This is a genomic window from Rickettsia japonica YH (assembly GCF_000283595.1).
Classification (GTDB): Bacteria; Pseudomonadota; Alphaproteobacteria; order Rickettsiales; family Rickettsiaceae; genus Rickettsia; species Rickettsia rickettsii.
In genome coordinates this window covers 840851-859923 of sequence record NC_016050.1, presented here as the reverse complement: position 1 = coordinate 859923, position 19073 = coordinate 840851, and the positions used below count along the sequence as shown (strand labels likewise).

Sequence of the window (19073 nt, the reverse complement as noted above, 5' to 3'; positions counted from 1 at the left end):
GATAATCATCATCTTCGATAATAATTTTAACGCCTAGCTTATCTTTTGGATAATTAATTTTTGTGATTCCACCGAATGATTTTTAGTACTACTTGTTTTGTGAAGCGATTCCACCTCTGTCATCCCGCGACTTGATCGCGGGATCCAGTTAAAAATACTAATATTAGTATTTTTAATTATTTTCTGGATACCGTGGTCAAACCACGGTATGACACCGAATACGCTTTTCAATCCATGCAACCCTACCGAATGCGATTCTCTTACTGCCCTTATACATAACAGAGATTTTAAAATATTTTGCAAACAATAGCTTATATTATTAGCAACATGAAATAAAACCGGCAGATAAATCAATGTGGCTATAAACACAACGAAAAATATTATTATTTTATTGGTATAATTAATATTCTTAGCAATAATCGGTCCGACTTTAAATTCAAGAGCATATTTTGCTTTGATACTAGTTAAATGGGCGAAATTTTTTTCTAATAATTTATAAAAATAATATTTCTTGATCAGCATTATAGATCTAAAAATATTATTATTACTCAACAATATTTTTAGAGCATTTATAGCAGTTATTGTATTACCGTGAACATCTTCATATTACAATAACCATTCACTACATAGGCTTGTATATAAGAATAATTATAAATTTTAATATAAGAAATATTGCTTATTAGCGGCAATATTCTATTTTCATATAATATATCAATCATTATCTCATTATCGATAATTGCTTTTTCGATCATAGCTTTTAAACTAGTAGCTTGTTTTTTACCTAATAAGTTTTTATCTCTGATTATCTGTAATATTATATCTTCATTTATACATCTAACCATGCTGAAAAATTTATACCTGATATTTTATATTTCTTAATTTGAAAGACTGCGATCCCAAAAATGACCGATTTGAGCAGTTAACAAGTTTCTATTCTCTTTACCAAAATTAATTATCTTTGCAATTCCTAACTGCTCATAAACTGAACTATCATATACATAGCCATAATTTTGCCGAGTATGGTATTTTGTAAAACTTGTAAGCATTATGCCATTTTTAAATTTAATCCCTTCACAAGTAGAAAAATTATAATACATCTTCTTAGAACCAATATTAATTGAATGTCCAAAGCTAAATATATTTTGATTAAAAATATTAACAGGGCGGATATTTTTAGACATTCCAATTATTAGAGATATCTCGCCTAAAAAATCTTCTTTAAGTTTTTTACTCTTACTCATTAAAATTTTAGGCTGAGCCGCAATAACAAAATCTTTATCTTCAAATAGCTTCAATTTATAGTAAATAGAAGCATCCGTGCTTATGTTTTTTTCATTCAAAAATTTATCTTCTTTGTACAAAAAATGTACTCCAATATTTTGAGTATCGGTAATACTGTATTCTACAGTACTACTTACAAATTGCTCATATTGATCAGAGGATAATTCTACTATCTTCTGCTCTAATCTTTTTATTTGTCGTAAGATTTTTGCATGAAGACTCGGCTGATCGCTTACTTTTTTGAGGTATTCCCATAGATAAGCTACTCTTTCTCTTATGTATAAAACGACTTCTTCTCTTTGCTTTTTCTCGTTTTTTGATATCTTATTAACTTTATTACCCTCCTACAATATATCTATCTCTTCCCTGCTCTAACAACCATGCCGAAGCATGTACCTTATTAATATAAAAAATAATTATAAGGCATACTAGACAATAATATAATCTTAATACCATAGCCGCTTAAATTTAAAAAATACACTATAATAGCAATTATAAATTGAGTAGCGAGCTAGGTTAAAAAATTTTTAATTGAAGTAGTATATGGAATATTGTGGTAATGATTTTATAACTTAAAATTCATTCAAAGAGGAAAATATGAACTATCCAAAATATAGAACTATTACTTTTACCGAAGAAAGTAGAACAGCAAATATTAATATATCCCAAATAAAACAACAATTGGAGCTAATCAGCGTGTTACGTTTGAAAGCCTAGGCAATGTTGCGGAATTAATCTTAGGACCACATAGTAGTGTTAAAGTAACAGATCTTAATCATAAGGTATTTATAAATAATACCAATCGAGATAAGATAATTATATTATCAGGTGAACATATTGCTTTTGATGATAATCCATACGCTTAATAAATACGTTCTTCTCGTGGAAGATTGGTTGCGTGGATACATGCACCGTCATTGCGAGGAGCAAAGCGATGCGGCAATCCAGAGCAATAATCAAAAAAGGCTATAAATTAGCATTTTTTGCAATGACGGGAACACTGATCCACTTAGCAACTTTCTAAGACCCAATCAGTACCTGATTTTGTAGTGTAAATAATTCCGCAGCTCCGCCTTTAGCAAGTTTTAACATTGCTAAAAACTGCTCTTCGGAAAAAGGATTTTTCTCTGCCGTGCCTTGTACTTCGATTAAATTACCGTTACCTGCAAACACAAAATTACTATCCACGTCCGCATCACTATCTTCTAAATAATCCAAATCTAGTATCGCCTCACCTTTATATATACCGCAAGAAATAGCTGCAATTTGACTAATTAACGGGTTCACCTTTAAAACTCTCTTTTTCATCAATGACCTAATAGCTAGGTGCAATGCTACGTAGCTCCCTGTTATTGCTGCAGTTCTAGTACCGCCGTCAGCATTAATAACATCACAATCTATGATAATTTGCCTCTCGCCGAGTTTCCTCACGTCAATTACACATCGCATCGCCCTACCTATTAAACGCTGTATCTCTTGCGTTCTTCCGCCTTGTTTCCCAAATGCCGCTTCTCTTTTAATACGCTGTGATGTAGAACCGGGAAGCATACCGTACTCGGCAGTAATCCAGCCTTGATTTTGTCCCCTCAAGAATGGCGGTACGGTAGTTTCACAAGTAGCACTACACATGACATGTGTATTACCGATTTTAATAAGACATGAACCTTCCGCATTAATAAGCGGGGATAACTCTAATGAAATAGGACGTAATTGATTGCTTTTTCTTCCTGACTGTCTCATAATACAATTTGTACTCCATAAGTAAAAATAAATAGTAGACGAAGTTTAATTTGGAACAGAGTAAGGCGTTTCATATTTTTTGACCACAGCGTACATACTAGTAAGTGAGGATAAAACAATACGAAACAACGACACCAATTTTTCAAATTAAACGAGTATACCATTGAAAAAATTTTTATTATATATATATATATCTCAAAAAAGAACATAAATATAAAGTAAATAATATGATAGACGATAATATAGAAAATAATGAACAAACAATAAATGATATTGCTGAAGAGATAGTTGAAACAGCAAATCCGGAGATAACAGCGTTAAAAGCCGAGATTGAAGAGCTAAAAGATAAGCTAATAAGAACTACTGCTGAAATAGACAATACAAGAAAGCGTTTAGAAAAAGCACGTGACGAAGCAAAAGATTATGCAATTGCTACATTTGCTAAAGAACTACTAAATGTTAGTGATAATCTTTCAAGAGCATTAGCACATAAACCGGCAAATTCTGATGTAGAAGTCACAAATATTATTGCAGGCATTCAGATGACTAAAGACGAGCTAGACAAAGTCTTTCATAAACATCATATTGAAGAAATAAAGCCGGAAATAGGATCAATGTTCGACTATAATTTACATAATGCAATTGCACAGATAGAACATCCTGATCATGCACCGAATAGTATTATTACTTTAATGCAATCAGGATATAAAATTAGAGATAGACTACTTCGTCCTGCTACCGTACAAGTAGTTAAAAAACCTTAATACTCGATCAACTTCAAAAATTGGCGTCGTCGTTTTACAAGAGCTTCAATTCTTACTTATTAAGTATACGCTGTGATCTTCGCCTTGTAAACTCCTAGCTCTTTTTGAAGTTGATCTTCGTATAGAAAATGAGGAAAATAATAATGAATAGAACCGTTATATTTTGGCTAGTTTTTTTAGGGCTTTTTATCAGCGGTTTTATGCTAATTTCAGACGCAGTAAAGCCATTTTTTATCGCATTTATAATATCTTACTTACTACAACCTGCTATGGGTTTTATCGCATCAAAATTTAAAATATCAAATAAATTTGCATCAAGCATAATTTATCTGATATTTTTGAGCATATTTTTCTTAAGCTTAACTATTTTAGTGCCGATAATTTATGGACAAATTTTTACTTTTATCAATAATATTCCAAAATATAACAATTATTTACAGGCAGAAATATTACCGCCTATAATGGTAAAAATTTATTCGATAGAACCTGATATTGCCGATAAAATCAAGAATTCTTTAAGCAATTTTATAAATAGTATATTTACTATACTTGGCAGTATTGCTAATAATTTTTGGCGTTATACTATTATAACTATTAACATATTTGTTTTATTTTTACTTATACCTATAATATTATTCTATTTCCTACGTGATTGGGCTAAAATTATTGCAAACATGAAATCATTATTACCTATAAAAACCCGACCGAAAATCCTTGAAATATTATCGGCAATTAATAATCTGTTATCTGCTTACATAAGAGGACAGCTAAATATTTGCTTATTATTATCTACTTATTATAGTATTGCATTTACCGTAATAGGTATTGATCTCGCTCTTTTACTTGGCATTTTAACAGGATTTTTAGTTATTATTCCTTTCCTTGGTACTTTTATATCGTTTCTTTTAACTCTAATTATCGGCTATTTAACTTTTGGTGTAACTACCAAATTACTATATATAATGATAATTTATCTAGTTGGAAATATTTGCGAGTCCTATATTTTCACCCCTAAAATTATCGGTGATAAAATAGGGTTGCATCCTCTTTGGATTATATTCTCAATTTTTGCCTGCGGCAGTTTATTGGGAATTATTGGAATATTTTTTGCTATACCGATTGCAGGGATTACAAAAATTTTACTTTTGAATCTAATTAAATTTTATAAATCTAGCAAATTCTACCAAATAGACGACTAAAAAATTCTTATAACAGTGCAGCAATATATATTTCGTTTTATTACTTCTAATAAATATCATCCTGATGAATTTATTGTTTCTAGTTCTAACGATCAAGCTTATAATATTATAAAAAATTGGCAGTGCGGCTTTGGCGTTAACCCTTATAAATTTACTTTATTAATTAAAGGACCTTCTTCGTCAGGCAAAACTTATTTAACCAAAATATGGCAAAATTTAAGCAATGCCTATATTATTAAAGATATTTTTTTTAATGAAGAAATTTCAGACAAATATAATGCTTTCATCATTGAAGATATTGAAAACTGGCAAGAGCCGACATTACTTCATATATTTAATATTATTAACGAAAAACAAAAATATCTTTTACTTACCGCATCTGATAAAAGCAGAAATTTTACTTTACCCGATTTATCTTCACGTATTAAATCAGTACTTAGTATTCTATTAAACTCACCTGACGATGAATTAATCAAAATTCTAATATTTAAGCATTTTGCTATTTCTTCGGTAACAATATCCGGACAAATAATAGATTTTCTTTTAGTAAATTTGCCTAGGGAATATTCTAAAATTATAGAAATATTAGACAATATTAACTATTTTGCTTTAATTTCCAAAAGAAAAATAACAACTTCATTAGTCAAAGAAGTTTTAAATAAGTATAATCATAACACATTGTAACTTTTTCCTTGACTTGAAATCTTCTCAATATAACCTTGCTATAAATTAACTTTTTAGAAAAAATTGTGTTGGGATACGAAAAAAAACAAAAAAGTTTAAACAGAGAATAAAAACGGGCTATAGGCATAGGCTTAATATCTATAGGCACTTTTTGAGAATATTTTGATCTTATGCTATATGTTCATATGGCAGTACTAATTAATGAGCTTTTCTTTCCGCAATATGATACTCACGTTAATCGACTTCTTGCAGTTTTTTCTTTTTGTTCTACTTTTATTTTTAGACCCTTAGGAGCTTTATTATTTGGCTGATAATATAGGTTGGAAATCCACAGTCATTATTACCACTATTTTAATGTCATTTTCTTGCATAGTTATGGCTAATCTTCCTACTTATGCCCAAGTAGGTGCTAGTGCCGCCTGGATAGTAACAATATGCCGTATAGTGCAAGGTATGTCATCCATGGGCGCAAGAGTAGGAGCAGAATTATATTTAACGGAATCTGTTGGAGTTCCTAAACGCTTTCCTACCGTAGCATTTGTAGGGGTGTGTGCTAGCTTAGGATTAACTGTGGCCCTTGGCGTAGAAACCTTAGTTACATCCTATGGCTTTAATTAGCGTATCGCATTTTGGGTAGGTTCAGGAATTGCATTAATAGGTAGTGCTGCTAGGACTACTTTGCTAGAAACACCGGATTTTGTTGATGCTAAGCATAGAATACAAGAAACGATAAAAGATAGTAATATAATTGATGTAGCAACGATAAAAAATAATCCTGTATGGCAGGGAAAAGTTAATAAGAAGAATGCAATCTATTATTTTTTAATACAACTAGCACAACCAGTATGGTTTTATTTTGCTTATATTCATTGTAGTAATATACTTAAAGATGCGTTACACTATACCATTGAAGCAGTAATACATCAAAATTTCATTATTTCTATAGTAGAATTTTTTGTAGCACTAGCACTTACGTGTTTATGCTATAAATTTCATCCACTAAAAATTTTAAAAACGCAATTAGTAATATTTTTAACTTTTCTTCTATCTAGTCCATTAATATTAGATAATATAACGCAAGGTTAGCAAATTCTCTTAATTCCACTAATTGTAGTTACTTTTTCTCCAATTGAATCTCCAGTAATTCCAATATTTTATAAAAGTTTTCCGGTTCTAAAACGATTTACCTATGCTAGCTTTATATATACTTATTCAAGAGCCGCTATGTATGTAATTAGTTCTTTTGGACTTGTTTATTTAACAGAACATTTTAATAATTTAGGATTGGTGATGATAGTAATTCCTATTATTATAGGGTATAACCTCGGTATATCACCTTTTAAAAAGCTAGAAGTTGAAGCAGGAAATTATTATTGAATATAAAAGGCAAAATGCGGCTTGCACCTTTTATATAAATTAAATTAGTTATATACTTTATCTTCTTCAGCTAATTCGGTTTTAATTCTTTCAAGCAGAGCAAAAATCTTACAATATTCTTCAAGCTGTGCGTTTATCTTTTGCAGCTCATCTAAAGTACTACTAAAATCTTCTTGTATTAAATAGGTTTCTACAGTTTTATTCTGCTCTAATGTTTTAAGCATAATATCTTGTAACAATTTATTATAGTGATTTTCTAACTTAGGTGTATTTGACATAATGATTAATAAATAACTTTGTATTTTAATTAATATATGAATTTTTTAACAATACAATCACTTTTAGTTAGTTTATGTTATTATTTATCTCTCTTTGCTCTATTAACACTAGTTCATGATAAAGATTTACCTTAAATTTGCATTTTAAGTAATTTAATTATAGATAACTATTAACAAATTTTAATAATTATCTATAACCCTAAAACAGATTAAAGGCATACAAATGGAGCGAATAGAATGGCACGACCTATAGAAGAAGAAAATAAATATGCACAATCACTAGAAAAAGATTTAGATATTGTAAAGGCATCATCCAATAATATAGACACAGTACCTAAAAAGCAGCCTACAATATTTAGAAGTATGGATGATATAGAAGTTATACAAAGGCGTAACTTGGAGCGTATAATTTCTCAAGAAACAGTAAAAAGTAAAGATGATTTATAATACATAATGAGCAGCAACAAACGCAAGACAAAATTAATAAAGGTACTAAATCATTATTTATAGCATCGGTTATAACAAATGGAATAAATAATATAGTAAACGTGGCGGGGATATCAGCAGCTATAGTCGGTAATAATGTAGCACAAATAATTTCATCAATAAATATAGGATTACAATCATTAAAAGGTTCTAAAGATTCGGTCAATCCCAGGATAGGATAAAGTTAATTAAGGAGCTAAACCATAATATTAATCAAGAAACACAAAAAGCAGATATAGGTAATTATAAAAATATACAAGCATTAGCAGAGATAGGATATAAACAAACTATTTAAACTGCAGCATTAAACGCATTACTACAAGATGAGAATTACTTTAGATTTACCGATCAAGAAAAACAACAGCGATTTAATCAGCTTAGTGAAGAAATAACATCACAAAATATAATAGTAGATATACTAAAAGATATAGATAGGGCACATAGTCCTTTTTATAAACAACCGGAACAAATAACTACTCATAAAAGCGTGTTAACAAAAACAGTTGCAGTAAAAAAAGAAATTAGAACTAAGCGGCACAGAAAATATAGTAAATAGAATTGGTAAACAATTAATTAATAATACTATTTCTAATAAAATACAGGTACGCCAAATAATTATATACAAAGAATTGAAAAAAAAGATTTAGGGTTAATAAGGTAAATAGGAAATCATCAATAGACTTCTTGTATAACCTATCTTATAAAGAGGAAACACTCACCGCACACTGCAACATACAAAAAGTAGGTAAGGATATGAGTATAAGATTGACGTACAAATATTTTTCTCTCAATTAGTTTATTATCATACTATTAACATCATTAATGAATAGTAAAAATAAGCTAACAATGAATTGCATTTTATTTCTTTATTTATCGTATAAAGCGAAATTTCCTATTGACTTTTATTTTTATATAAAACAGTATAGTTCTTTATTAATTTTAACTAATCTGTAAAAAAGTATGTGAAGTTACGCAAAAGAGCAAAAAAGTTTAGCCCGTAATCAAAAAGAAGCATAGGACTATTTTTATCTATTGTTATATTTCTTGAGTATTGTGACCTAATGCTTTACGTGCATATAGCAATACTTTTAAATGATTTATTTTTTTTCTAAGTATGATCCTTTTGTTAATTCACTTCTTAATGCTTTTGCGTTTTGTTCTACTTTCGTTTTTAGACCGGTAGGGGCTATATAATATTTGGTTGGATTGGTGACAATATAGGCAGAAAAGCAACTGTTATTATCACCACAGCTATTATGGCAATTACTATTACAACAACTCTTGCTCCTTACTCAGAAATAGGTATAGCTGCTACTATTATGTAGAGTTGCTCAAGGGATCTCATCAATGGGCGAGATTATAGGGGCTCAAATTTACTTAACCGAAATCACAAAACCTCCTACTCAATATTCAAGCGTGGCTATGATTGTCGCAGCATCTACTGTAGTAGGCGTTGCAGTACTCGGTATAGCATCTATAGTTACCAGCTATAGTTTTAGTTGGCGTATAGCCTTTTGGATGGGAGCAGTGATTGCCGTGATTGGACTAACTGCACGAACTACTTTATAGGAAACTCCTGTATTTGCAGATGCAAAACACCAACTTCAAGAAAGCTTAGCTGATGCTATTGAAAAAGGAGATATAAATATTAAAAAACCATTTTCTACTACAAGAAAAGGTCAATAAAAAAACCTGTTTGGCTTATTTTTTAATTGAATGTGCATGGCCTGTATCATTTTATTTTACCTACTCACATTGTAGTAATATATTAAAAAATACCTTTGGTTACACCAGTGAACAGATCATACATAATAATTTTATTGTCTCAATAGTAAATTTAGGTTCATATATAACATTAACTTATCTACGCTATAAAATATATCCATTAATTCTTATAAAATTTAAGTTATTAATATTTTGGTTATTTGCTTTATCACGAGCTTTAATGTTTGCAGTTTCTTCTTGTAGAACAATTTACTTGATAGATTATTTTAATCACTGGGGATTATTATTCTTGATTATTCCAATTCTAATTGGTTATAACATTTGGAGTAAATCATTTTATAAAGTTAGAGGAGGAAGCAGAGAGTTATTATTAGAAAAAGCTTTGTGTCTTTCAAGTTCAATATTAAAAACTTTTAGGCATAACTTAGCAAATTCTCGTTCTAGTTTATAATTTATATTAGCAGCGACCAAAAGAAAATTTATTAAAGTCTCTTCAATAATTTTTCTAGTTTTCTCAGGTGATTTAATTCCCAAAGTTTGCACATTATGCATTCGGTCAAATAATTTTATTAATGCCGTATTGTATCTTTTCTCTGTAATTAATCAGTTTAGGCTTTCTCCGCTACTTATCTTCCCGTAAGATTTAATTCTAGTTAGACCTTCTACGTGTTTTGCTACTTCCGGTCCAAAAATTTCGGTAATTGCTTCTTCAGTTAATTCTGTATCCTCAATAGTATCATGAAGTAACGCAGCTTGTAGCATTATGGTCGTAAAAAGCTTAGGAACTTCTTCAGCTACAAACTCTGCAAGCATAATCGTCACCTCAATCGGATGGGAGTAATAAGGATCACCTGATTGACGTATTTGAGAACCGTGATACGTGCATAGTAGATACCTTTTTTGATTTCGAGCATATCTGAGTATATCTATAGGATTTGCTACTTTAGTATTTAAATATTCGAGTTTATCAAGTAATTTTTTACTATAAACACAAATTGCAAACTTTTTTTTCCAAGAGCTTATATCTTCCATAAAAGTTATTTCTTATTTCATTATAATTTGTGGGCTATTAATTAAAAAATTAGGCATTGCCTAGAAAAAGTTGATAATTTGAAAAGTTTACGTCATGGCCACGCTCTTTGCAGTCGCTTAGCTCATGACGATATCAACCGTTTCGAGGAAATGCCAAAAATTGCAGTAATAAATAGCTGCAGATTAGGTTCTATGAAGGAAAATTAAATTAATCTATTTTTGCTATTTTTTTGCTGTAAATCATAAGATTTTTTTGAAATAGGAACAACTATTACTGCAAAAATCTTATTAATGTTCGCTAAAAAATATCTGAAAATATAAATAATTTAATTTTCCTTCACAGAACCTAAAGATTATTGTTATTTTATTTTAAATATTAATCCTAAAGTCAAAATATAACTATGTCAAACCGTAATAGTTTAGAAGTACAAGAGTACGCACAAGCTAGCTCCTTAAATAATACTAATCTAACTGCATCACAGGGTGAGTTAATACTCACTGTTGCAAATTTATTGTTCAAAGAGTCAAATATTAATAATAATCAGAATATACAAAGAGATAATAATATTATATCTTATGAGAATAATATTAATAATATTACCGACTTTGAAAATCAGGATACAAGTTGTGGTATATGTAAATGTCTTGGAGCGATAGCTACTGTTTGCTGCAATGTGTATGTATGTTTATTTGAATAAACACCAAATTTTACACTAAAAAAATATGAGCAAGGCTTAAGAAAGTTAGGAAACCTAGAGCATCGGTTATGGTTGTTAGAAATACACCGGAGCCTGTAGCGGGGTCTATATCAAAATAATGCAGTATTATAGGAATAGCAGAGCCGAATAATCCGGCTACTAAAAAATTTAAAATAACTGCAATAGCAAAAATAACGCTAAGATTTAAGTCAAGCAACATCACAAAGCTAAGTCCTGCTCCGATAATTGCAAGTACAAAACCGTTAAAAGCCGATACGGCTATTTCTTTTAATATAACTTTATTGACATTATTATAATGAATATCTTTATTAGCAAGGGCTCTAACCGTAACGGTCATAGCTTGTGTTCCGGCATTTCCGCCCATTGAAGCTACAATAGGCATAGTGGCTGCAAGCGTTACAAGTTTTGCAATAGTATCGTTAAAATGGTTAATGATAAGTGAGGTCATGCAGGCAGTGATTAGATTAACAAAGAGCCAAGGAAAACGATGTTTAACGGTATAAAATACATTGAAGAAAGTATCTTGAGTGTGTACCCCGCTTAATGATAATATATCTTTGCCGGCTTGTTCTTCGATAATATAAATTATATTATCGATTGATACGCTACCTACTAACTTACCGCTTTTATTTACTACCGGTACAATAGTTAAAGCATATTGTCTAAAAATGAAGCTTAGTTCATTTAAGTCGGTAAAAGCATCTGCAAGCTTAAAATCTTTGCTCATCAAATCTTTTATCAATTCATTTTTTTTGCCTTTAATTAGCGTGCTAAGAGAAATAATACCGATAGGGCGTAATTTATTATCCGTAACGATTGCCGCATAAAAGTCATTCTTTACGTTCTTGATAAAATTTAATGATTCCTCAACCGTCCATCCTTCTTGAAGATTAATAAAATCGCGTTCAATTACCCTACCTACCGTATTTTCGGGATATGTACAACCTACGGTAATTTGGTGTTTTTTTTCTTTAGTGAGATTACTTAGGATAAGGTCTTTTATATCATCGTCTAGATCGATTACTACTTCAATAGCATCTTCTATAACTAGCTTATTGATTAATTCTGCAGATTTTTTTATGCCTAAAGTTTCTATTATTAAAGGTTTACTATAAGCATTTAATGATACTAACGTTTCAGGCTTAATTTCATCCTGTAATAAAGGAATAATTATTTTATATGTTTTATTGTTAAGATTGTCTAAGAAATCTGCTAAATCGGCATAATGAAGCTTGGCCAGCCTGCTTGCAGCAGCATCATAATTGTGATCTTCGATCAGATCGTTAATTTGATCAAAAATTTCAGCAAATTGATCGTGATGATCTGGTAAGATGCTTTTAAATATATTGAAATTATGCATAGCCTATTGACCTAATAGTTTATTATAGACTTATTATAATTATTTAAAGCTGGGTAGCTAGGCTTGGCACAGAATTGTGTACAATTTGCTAATCAATATAAATCACAGAGTACAAATAAGCAATAGTTTTTATTTCAACTCCTTTTCATTTATCAGGAGTATACAATTAGCACAAACATTTGCTAACAAGACGAACTTAGGCGTAAATATAAAATCTGAAGTGTCGAAACAGACAAAAATTTGACTTTGTGAAAAACCGGCAAATGGTGCGGTCGAGAAGACTTGAACTTCCACTCTGTTTACAGAACAGCACCCTCAATGCTGCGCGTCTACCAATTTCACCACGACCGCTTAAGTTTTACTCTATAGCAGATTATGAGTAAAATATCAATAGAGTTCTTTTGATGTCATTTCCGCTTTTCTATGTCATTCCCGCTTCCACGGGAATGACATAAACTAGCCATGCGACAACACCTTTAGTCGTTCGCAATGACGGCAAAGTTATTCAAGATAAATCAACAACAAAACTAGGTGTAATCGATTGCTTAACAGCAGCTTTCATTAAACTATCGAGTTTTTCATCAATATTATCAAAATCAATATGATATTCTCTAGAATTTCCGGTTAACACTAGGGCAGAGTCTATACCAAGGCGATTTGCTGCAAGTATATCGGTGTAAACAGTGTCCCCAATCATTAACATGCGATTCTTAGGGGTATTATGACATTCTTTTAAAATTTTGCTATATATTTCTTCATATGGCTTACCGCTATAAATTACTTTTCCGCCAAGCTGCTTTATTTTTTCGGCATAATAGCCGCTACAATATCTATAAACACCGTGCTGATTTATTCCAAGGTCAGGATTAGCACAAATATTGACCATTTTACGTTGTACAACAATTTTAAATAATTCATTGAATTCGTTTAAATCTAAATTTTCGTTTTCATCTCTGTAAATAGTCATTAAGAAAATATTAGCTTTGTTAATATCATCAGTGATAGGACATTGAATTCTGTTTATTATATCATTTTCTAAATGTCCTAAATGATATATTGCTGGTTTTTCTATACCGAACCGCTCTTTACTTTCTAGTATCATTTCTACTGCTATTTCGCCTGAGCTAATGATCATTTCCGGTTCTGCATTTAATCCCCACGATTTAATTGTTTGATGCAGTGAAAAAATATTGCGTGGAGCATTAGTGACAAAATATACTTTTTTTTGTTCAATAATCTTATTGATATTTTGTACGACGCCCGGATAGGTACGCTCCCCTTCAATTATTACCCCCCAAAGATCGAATAAAAACACGTCATAATCATTAATTACGTCGAAAATATTTTTTAACTTTAATATATTCATTGTTATCTCGCTAATTTGGTATTGACTAGAATCAATTGATATCGTCATTGCGAGCAGCCGTAGGCTGCGTGGCAATCCCGTCAAATATCCTGAGATTGCGGACGTACAATTACTTCGTAATTTTCTTGCAATGACATAAACTTTTTAAATTATCAATCTTTATTTTGTTATCTTGCTAATTTTAAATCAAGAAACTTTACTATTTTAATAAGTTACGTTATAGTCATTTTTATTGTTTCTAGCAACAAGTAATAGAGCCAAATATATCATATGTTGGAAATTGAAGAAAAATTTAACGAATCATCATACGGTGCTGATTCCATAAAGGTTTTAAAAGGTCTTGAAGCCGTGAGAAAAAGACCGGGAATGTATATCGGGGATGTTGGAGACGGGTCGGGTCTACATCATATGATTTATGAAGTAGTCGACAACGCTATCGACGAGTCGCTTGCTGGTTATTGCGATCTAGTACGAGTAACATTAAATAAAAACGGTTCAGTAACCGTATCCGATAACGGGAGAGGTATACCCGTTGAAATTCATGAAGAAGAAGGAATATCGGCAGCTGAAGTTATTATGACGCAACTTCACGCCGGCGGTAAGTTTGACCAGAACGCTTATAAGGTTGCAGGCGGTCTACACGGTGTTGGTGTATCGGTTGTAAATGCTCTTTCTGAATGGCTTGAGCTGCGTATTTGGCGTAATAATAAGGAATATTTGATTAGATTTAATCACGGTATAACGGAAGCTCCGCTTGCGGTTGTCAAAGAAAATATTGATAAAAAAGGTACGGAAGTTACTTTTTTTCCGTCTGTAGAAACGTTTACTAATATAGAATTTGATTTCGGCACTATAGAGCATCGTCTTCGTGAGCTTGCGTTTTTAAATTCAGGCGTAAAGATTTTACTCGTCGATAATCGCTTTGAAGAAGTTAAAGAAGTAGAGTTTTATTATACGGGTGGTATAGAAGCTTATGTAAAATATATAGACAGAGCGAAGCACGCTATCCATCCATGTATAGTAGTTAATACGGAGAATGCTGAGTCCGGTATAAGCCTTGAGCTTGCGATGCATTGGAACGATTCTTATCATGAAAATATTTTATGCTTTACTAATAATATTAGGCAGCGTGATGGCGGAACTCACCTTAGTGCTTTCAAATCAGCGATAACACGTGTTATTACCTCGTATCTTGATACTACGGGTCTTAATAAAAAAGCTAAAAATGACTTTAGCGGTGAAGATACTAGGGAAGGGCTATGTTGTGTGCTTTCCGTTAAAGTGCCTGATCCTAAATTTTCTTCTCAAACAAAAGATAAGCTAGTAAGCTCCGAAGTACGACCGGTTGTTGAGAATGCTGTTTATACAAAGGTTCTTGAGTGGTTTGAAGAGCATCCAGCAGAAGCTAAGGCAATTATAGCTAAGATTATGGAAGCTGCGAATGCTCGTGAAGCTGCTAGAAAAGCAAGGGAACTCACTCGAAGAAAATCAGCTTTAGAAGTTTCGAATTTACCAGGTAAACTTGCAGATTGCCATGCAAAAGATCCTGCTATTTCAGAATTGTTTATTGTTGAGGGGGACTCTGCGGGCGGTACTGCAAAGCAGGGTAGGGATAGCAAAATTCAGGCTATATTGCCTTTGCGTGGTAAAATTTTAAACGTTGAACGTGCAAGATTTGATAAAATGCTCGGTTCGGACCAAATCGGTACGTTAATTACAGCTCTTGGAATTAGTGTTGAACAAGAATTTTCCTTAGAAAAGCTTAGATACCATAAAGTTATTATTATGACCGATGCTGATGTTGACGGTTCGCACATTAGAACTTTATTACTCACGTTTTTCTATCGTCATATGCCTGAGCTAATAAATAAAGGCTATCTATATATAGCTCAGCCACCGCTTTATAAAGTAAAGAAAGGAGCAGCCGAGCTTTATTTAAAGAATGAGCAAGCGCTGCAAGATTATTTGATCAAATCAACTATTAATGATGCAACCGTAATTCTAGACGATAAAGAGCAGTTAGTGGGTGATAATTTAGAAGAGCTAATTAATAAAGTAGTTAAGTTTAACGGCTTGCTTGACCATGCTAGCAAAAAATTTAATCGTTCAATTACCGAAATTCTTGCGATTAATGACTTACTTAATAACAAAATATTTGAGCCTGAAAGTGATTTAAGACTTAAAAAAGCTTTAGATGTTTTAAATAGCTTAGAAGATTCGCCTGATAAGACTCATTGGGAAGTTTTAAAACATGAAAATAAAATAGATTTCTTCCGCTTTAGTAGGGGGTTAAAAGAAAGTAAAATATTATTGAAAGAGCAGTTAGAATCATTTGAGTTTGTACAAATATCAAAGCTTGCTTTAACGATTTTTGATATATTTAGTAAGCAATTAAAGCTTATAGTGAAAAGTCAGGAATTCGATATTTTAACACCGAGTCAGTTGTTAAATACCATTATAGAATGCGGAAAAAGAGGTATAAATATTCAGCGTTTTAAGGGTCTTGGTGAGATGAATTCCGACCAGCTATGGGAAACTACTCTTGACCCTACAAAAAGAACTTTGCTTCAGGTAAGAGTTGCAGAAATTGATGAAGCAGAAGGCATTTTCTCTACTTTAATGGGTGACGTTGTTGAACCTCGCAGGTTATTTATCCAAGCAAATGCGTTGAATGTCGTGAATTTGGATGTGTAGGTGTCATACCGTGGCTTGACCACGGTATGACAATTTAATCAGTTTCTCCTCGCAATGACGTTACAATTTTATCAAAATAATTTATGCATAAATTAATTATTCACGGTGGTACACCTCTTAAAGGTAGTATTAATATTAGCGGTGCTAAAAATGCCGTGCTACCTATTATGGCAGCGTCTATTCTTACCGATAAACTGCATATTACTAATGTTCCAAAGTTAACGGATGTTAGTACTATGAAAGATTTGCTCCGAAGTCACAGGGCAGATATTGAAATAATAGAACATCAAGATGAATTGGAGCTTATAATTGATACCAAAAATATAAATAATTTTACTGCAGATTATGAAATAGTCCGTAAAATGAGAGCATCGATTTGGGTGCTTGGTCCTTTGCTTACCAAATACGGTAAAGCAAAAGTATCGCTTCCGGGTGGTTGTGCTATTGGAGCAAGGCAAGTAGATTTGCATATTGCTGTATTAAAAGCTATGGGAGCTGCGATTGAAATAGAAGACGGTTATATTAACGCTTCAAGTAAAGGACGCTTAAAAGGTACTCATTTTGTTTTTGACAAAGTTTCCGTAGGTGCTACGATTAATGCAATACTTGCAGCTGTTTTAGCAGAGGGGGAAACTGTGCTTTTTAATTGCGGTCGAGAGCCAGAAATAGTTGATGTATGTAATTGTCTTATCACAATGGGAGCCGATATTGCAGGTATCGGCACTAGCGAAATAACAATTAAAGGCAAGGATTCTTTAAATAAAGCGAGCTATAAAGTACTTTCTGATCGTATTGAAGCCGGTACTTATATGTTTGCAGCAGCTATTACTAAAGGTGATGTAAAAATTTGTGGGATTGATTACCATATTGTAGAAAATATAGCTTTAAAACTTATCGAAACGGGTATAAAAGTCGTGCCGATCAATAACGGAGTTCAAGTAACTTATGAAGGGAAGTTAAATTCAGTTGATTTAGAAACTAATCCCTATCCTGGCTTTGCTACTGATTTGCAAGCACAATTTATGAGCCTTATGACGCTTAGTAGCGGTGTTTCAATGATCACCGAGAATATTTTTGAAAATCGTTTCATGCATGTCCCTGAATTATGTAGAATGGGAGCAGATATAGTAGTACGAGGTAATAAGGCGGTTGTTCGAGGTGTAGAAATGTTAAAAGGCGCAGAAGTTATGGCAAGTGATCTTAGAGCTTCGGTATCGCTAATACTCGCCGGTCTTAGTACTAATAGTAAAACCGTATTACACCGAATATATCATTTAGATCGTGGCTTTCAAGATTTAGAAAAAAAATTAAGTAATTGCGGTGCAGATATAAAAAGGGTATAATATATTCGATCAACTTCAAAAATGGGCTAAGTCGTTCTACAAGAGCTACGGTACTCACGTATTAAGTATACGCTGTGTTCCTCGCCTTGTGAACTCCTTGCTCTTTTTGAAGTTGATCTGCGTATATTCGTTTCCTATTTATTTGTAGTATACTATTTTTAACGGAGAAAAATTATGGCAAGAATTACAGCAGAAGATTGTAATAAAATTATACCAGATAGGTTTCGGCTTGTTGTCCTAGCAACAAGATATGCTAAATTATTAAATTATAAAGTAGAAACTAATCAAATCAAAAAAGAAAAGCGTGATAAGCCTCCTGTTATCTCATTACGTAGAATTGCTGCTGGAAAAGTATCGGTAGCTCAGTTAGAACAAGATTTAATAAATAGTCTGCGTACAAGAACTATTATAGAGCCGCTTGTTAATCAAGATGAATCAGAAGCTGTAGGAGAAAAATTTGAGTATTTACCTGAAGTTTATATCGGGGAAGATTATTCTGATTTAGATGATCAAATCTTTATTGATGAGAATGGCGAAGATTATGAAACCGATAAGTAAATGCTTATCGGTGTTGGTACTGATATAGTACAAATTCCTAGAATCGAAAAAATATTACATTTATATCCAGAACTTTTTGCTAAAAAAATTCTAACTTCAAAGGAATTAAAACAGTTTGCTTTGTTGGGGAAAATAAACCATGCTGCTTTTTTAGCCAAGCGTTTTGCTGCTAAAGAGGCTGTTAGTAAAGCCTTTGGAGTCGGTATAGGTCAAGGTATAAATTTTAAAGATATTACTATACTAAATAATGCTTTAGGTAAGCCTATAGTAGAAGTTAGCTCAAACTATACAAACAAACTCTCTCCTTTTAATATTCACCTTTCTCTTGCTGATGATTATCCTGTATGTGTAGCATTTGCTGTGATTGAGAGTAGTTATAATGTTATTCTTGGGTAGAGGCCGTGTTTACTGTGTGAACCCTATGTCATTCCTGCGGAGGCATTGTTGCGTGGATACCCAAACCGTCA

General features: G+C 32.0%; 21 protein-coding genes, 1 tRNA gene and 2 pseudogenes. 14 read left to right on the top strand and 10 right to left on the bottom strand.

The genetic code is table 11. From position 1 onward, the window contains the following. Nucleotides 1-33: 33 nt before the first annotated feature. The 4 genes from RJP_RS10630 to rph form a co-directional block, all read right to left on the bottom strand. Complete coding sequence (locus RJP_RS10630; protein WP_231839091.1) at nt 34-555, bottom strand: hypothetical protein; 522 nt, start codon at nt 553-555, stop codon at nt 34-36. A 23-nt stretch (nt 556-578) separates the two neighbouring features. Beyond that, entirely contained in the window at nt 579-842 is a 264-nt protein-coding gene (locus RJP_RS10625) for a hypothetical protein (RefSeq protein WP_225981242.1), read from the bottom strand. 33 nt (nt 843-875) lie between these two features. Next, nucleotides 876-1361, bottom strand: a complete 486-nt coding sequence (locus tag RJP_RS04680) for a hypothetical protein (RefSeq protein ID WP_024704610.1) — start codon at nt 1359-1361, stop codon at nt 876-878. Nucleotides 1362-2301: 940 nt separating this feature from the next. Continuing rightward, nucleotides 2302-3021 (bottom strand): ribonuclease PH, encoded by a 720-nt coding sequence (rph, locus tag RJP_RS04675; protein WP_014120940.1) that lies wholly within the window; start codon nt 3019-3021, stop codon nt 2302-2304. Nucleotides 3022-3248: 227 nt separating this feature from the next. Between rph and grpE the strand changes: the two genes are divergently transcribed. The 6 genes from grpE to RJP_RS04640 all read left to right on the top strand — a co-directional run bounded on the left by grpE (nt 3249) and on the right by RJP_RS04640 (nt 7045). Then, nucleotides 3249-3785 (top strand): nucleotide exchange factor GrpE, encoded by a 537-nt coding sequence (gene grpE, locus RJP_RS04670; RefSeq protein ID WP_014120939.1) that lies wholly within the window; start codon nt 3249-3251, stop codon nt 3783-3785. A gap of 143 nt (nt 3786-3928) precedes the next feature. Further along, the gene (locus RJP_RS04665; protein WP_014014612.1) at nt 3929-4984 is read left to right on the top strand and encodes an AI-2E family transporter; all 1056 of its coding nucleotides are present in this window, start codon (nt 3929-3931) and stop codon (nt 4982-4984) included. Nucleotides 4985-4999: 15 nt separating this feature from the next. Then, nucleotides 5000-5668: an HdaA/DnaA family protein gene (locus RJP_RS04660; protein WP_014120937.1), complete on the top strand. Its 669-nt coding sequence runs from the start codon at nt 5000-5002 to the stop codon at nt 5666-5668. A 303-nt stretch (nt 5669-5971) separates the two neighbouring features. Further along, on the top strand, nt 5972-6286 hold the full coding sequence (locus tag RJP_RS04650; protein WP_014120936.1) for an MFS transporter: 315 nt from the start codon (nt 5972-5974) through the stop codon (nt 6284-6286). A 60-nt stretch (nt 6287-6346) separates the two neighbouring features. Then, nucleotides 6347-6754: a hypothetical protein gene (locus tag RJP_RS07165; RefSeq protein ID WP_014120935.1), complete on the top strand. Its 408-nt coding sequence runs from the start codon at nt 6347-6349 to the stop codon at nt 6752-6754. A gap of 138 nt (nt 6755-6892) precedes the next feature. After that, nucleotides 6893-7045, top strand: coding sequence for a hypothetical protein (locus tag RJP_RS04640; RefSeq protein WP_014120934.1), 153 nt, complete (start codon nt 6893-6895; stop codon nt 7043-7045). Nucleotides 7046-7089: 44 nt separating this feature from the next. Here the strand turns inward: RJP_RS04640 and RJP_RS04635 are convergent, their stop codons facing one another. After that, entirely contained in the window at nt 7090-7323 is a 234-nt protein-coding gene (locus RJP_RS04635) for a hypothetical protein (RefSeq protein ID WP_014120933.1), read from the bottom strand. Between the two features lie 237 nt (nt 7324-7560). Between RJP_RS04635 and RJP_RS10620 the strand changes: the two genes are divergently transcribed. The 3 genes and pseudogenes from RJP_RS10620 to RJP_RS11420 form a co-directional block, all read left to right on the top strand. After that, a complete protein-coding gene (locus RJP_RS10620) occupies nt 7561-7770 on the top strand; it encodes a hypothetical protein (RefSeq protein WP_014120932.1) in 210 nt (69 codons plus the stop codon). Between the two features lie 1386 nt (nt 7771-9156). Further along, nucleotides 9157-9378, top strand: a complete 222-nt coding sequence (locus RJP_RS04620; protein ID WP_041405561.1) for a hypothetical protein — start codon at nt 9157-9159, stop codon at nt 9376-9378. A gap of 352 nt (nt 9379-9730) precedes the next feature. After that, a pseudogene (locus RJP_RS11420) lies at nt 9731-9908 on the top strand (proline/betaine transporter); the annotation flags it as partial. Here the strand turns inward: RJP_RS11420 and RJP_RS11600 are convergent. Together RJP_RS11600 and RJP_RS04615 are read right to left on the bottom strand one after the other, a co-directional pair. Continuing rightward, complete coding sequence (locus RJP_RS11600; RefSeq protein ID WP_390889712.1) at nt 9871-10017, bottom strand: guanosine polyphosphate pyrophosphohydrolase; 147 nt, start codon at nt 10015-10017, stop codon at nt 9871-9873. The pseudogene RJP_RS11420 and the gene RJP_RS11600 overlap by 38 nt on opposite strands. After that, nucleotides 9996-10566 (bottom strand): annotated as a pseudogene (locus RJP_RS04615) (HD domain-containing protein); the annotation flags it as partial. The pseudogene RJP_RS04615 and the gene RJP_RS11600, both read right to left, overlap by 22 nt. A 401-nt stretch (nt 10567-10967) precedes the next feature. Between RJP_RS04615 and RJP_RS04610 the strand changes: the two are divergent. After that, nucleotides 10968-11264 carry a hypothetical protein gene (locus RJP_RS04610; RefSeq protein ID WP_014120929.1) on the top strand — a complete coding sequence of 99 codons (297 nt, stop codon included), beginning with the start codon at nt 10968-10970 and terminating at the stop codon, nt 11262-11264. A 10-nt stretch (nt 11265-11274) separates the two neighbouring features. Here the strand turns inward: RJP_RS04610 and mgtE are convergent, their stop codons facing one another. From mgtE to RJP_RS04595, 3 genes are all read right to left on the bottom strand, one after another. Next, nucleotides 11275-12645: a magnesium transporter gene (gene mgtE / locus RJP_RS04605; RefSeq protein ID WP_014120928.1), complete on the bottom strand. Its 1371-nt coding sequence runs from the start codon at nt 12643-12645 to the stop codon at nt 11275-11277. Nucleotides 12646-12909: 264 nt separating this feature from the next. Then, nucleotides 12910-12996: transfer RNA gene (locus tag RJP_RS04600), tRNA-Leu, on the bottom strand. A gap of 154 nt (nt 12997-13150) precedes the next feature. Then, nucleotides 13151-14011: a TIGR01459 family HAD-type hydrolase gene (locus RJP_RS04595; protein WP_014014532.1), complete on the bottom strand. Its 861-nt coding sequence runs from the start codon at nt 14009-14011 to the stop codon at nt 13151-13153. Nucleotides 14012-14281: 270 nt separating this feature from the next. Between RJP_RS04595 and gyrB the strand changes: the two genes are divergently transcribed. From gyrB to acpS, 4 genes are all read left to right on the top strand, one after another. Continuing rightward, nucleotides 14282-16705 carry a DNA topoisomerase (ATP-hydrolyzing) subunit B gene (gene gyrB, locus RJP_RS04590; protein WP_014120926.1) on the top strand — a complete coding sequence of 808 codons (2424 nt, stop codon included), beginning with the start codon at nt 14282-14284 and terminating at the stop codon, nt 16703-16705. Nucleotides 16706-16788: 83 nt separating this feature from the next. After that, nucleotides 16789-18048, top strand: a complete 1260-nt coding sequence (gene murA, locus RJP_RS04585) for a UDP-N-acetylglucosamine 1-carboxyvinyltransferase (protein ID WP_014014530.1) — start codon at nt 16789-16791, stop codon at nt 18046-18048. 174 nt (nt 18049-18222) lie between these two features. After that, the gene (gene rpoZ, locus RJP_RS04580) at nt 18223-18606 is read left to right on the top strand and encodes a DNA-directed RNA polymerase subunit omega (RefSeq protein WP_014014529.1); all 384 of its coding nucleotides are present in this window, start codon (nt 18223-18225) and stop codon (nt 18604-18606) included. Then, complete coding sequence (gene acpS, locus RJP_RS04575; protein ID WP_014120925.1) at nt 18607-19002, top strand: holo-ACP synthase; 396 nt, start codon at nt 18607-18609, stop codon at nt 19000-19002. The last annotated feature ends 71 nt before the right edge of the window (nt 19003-19073 follow it).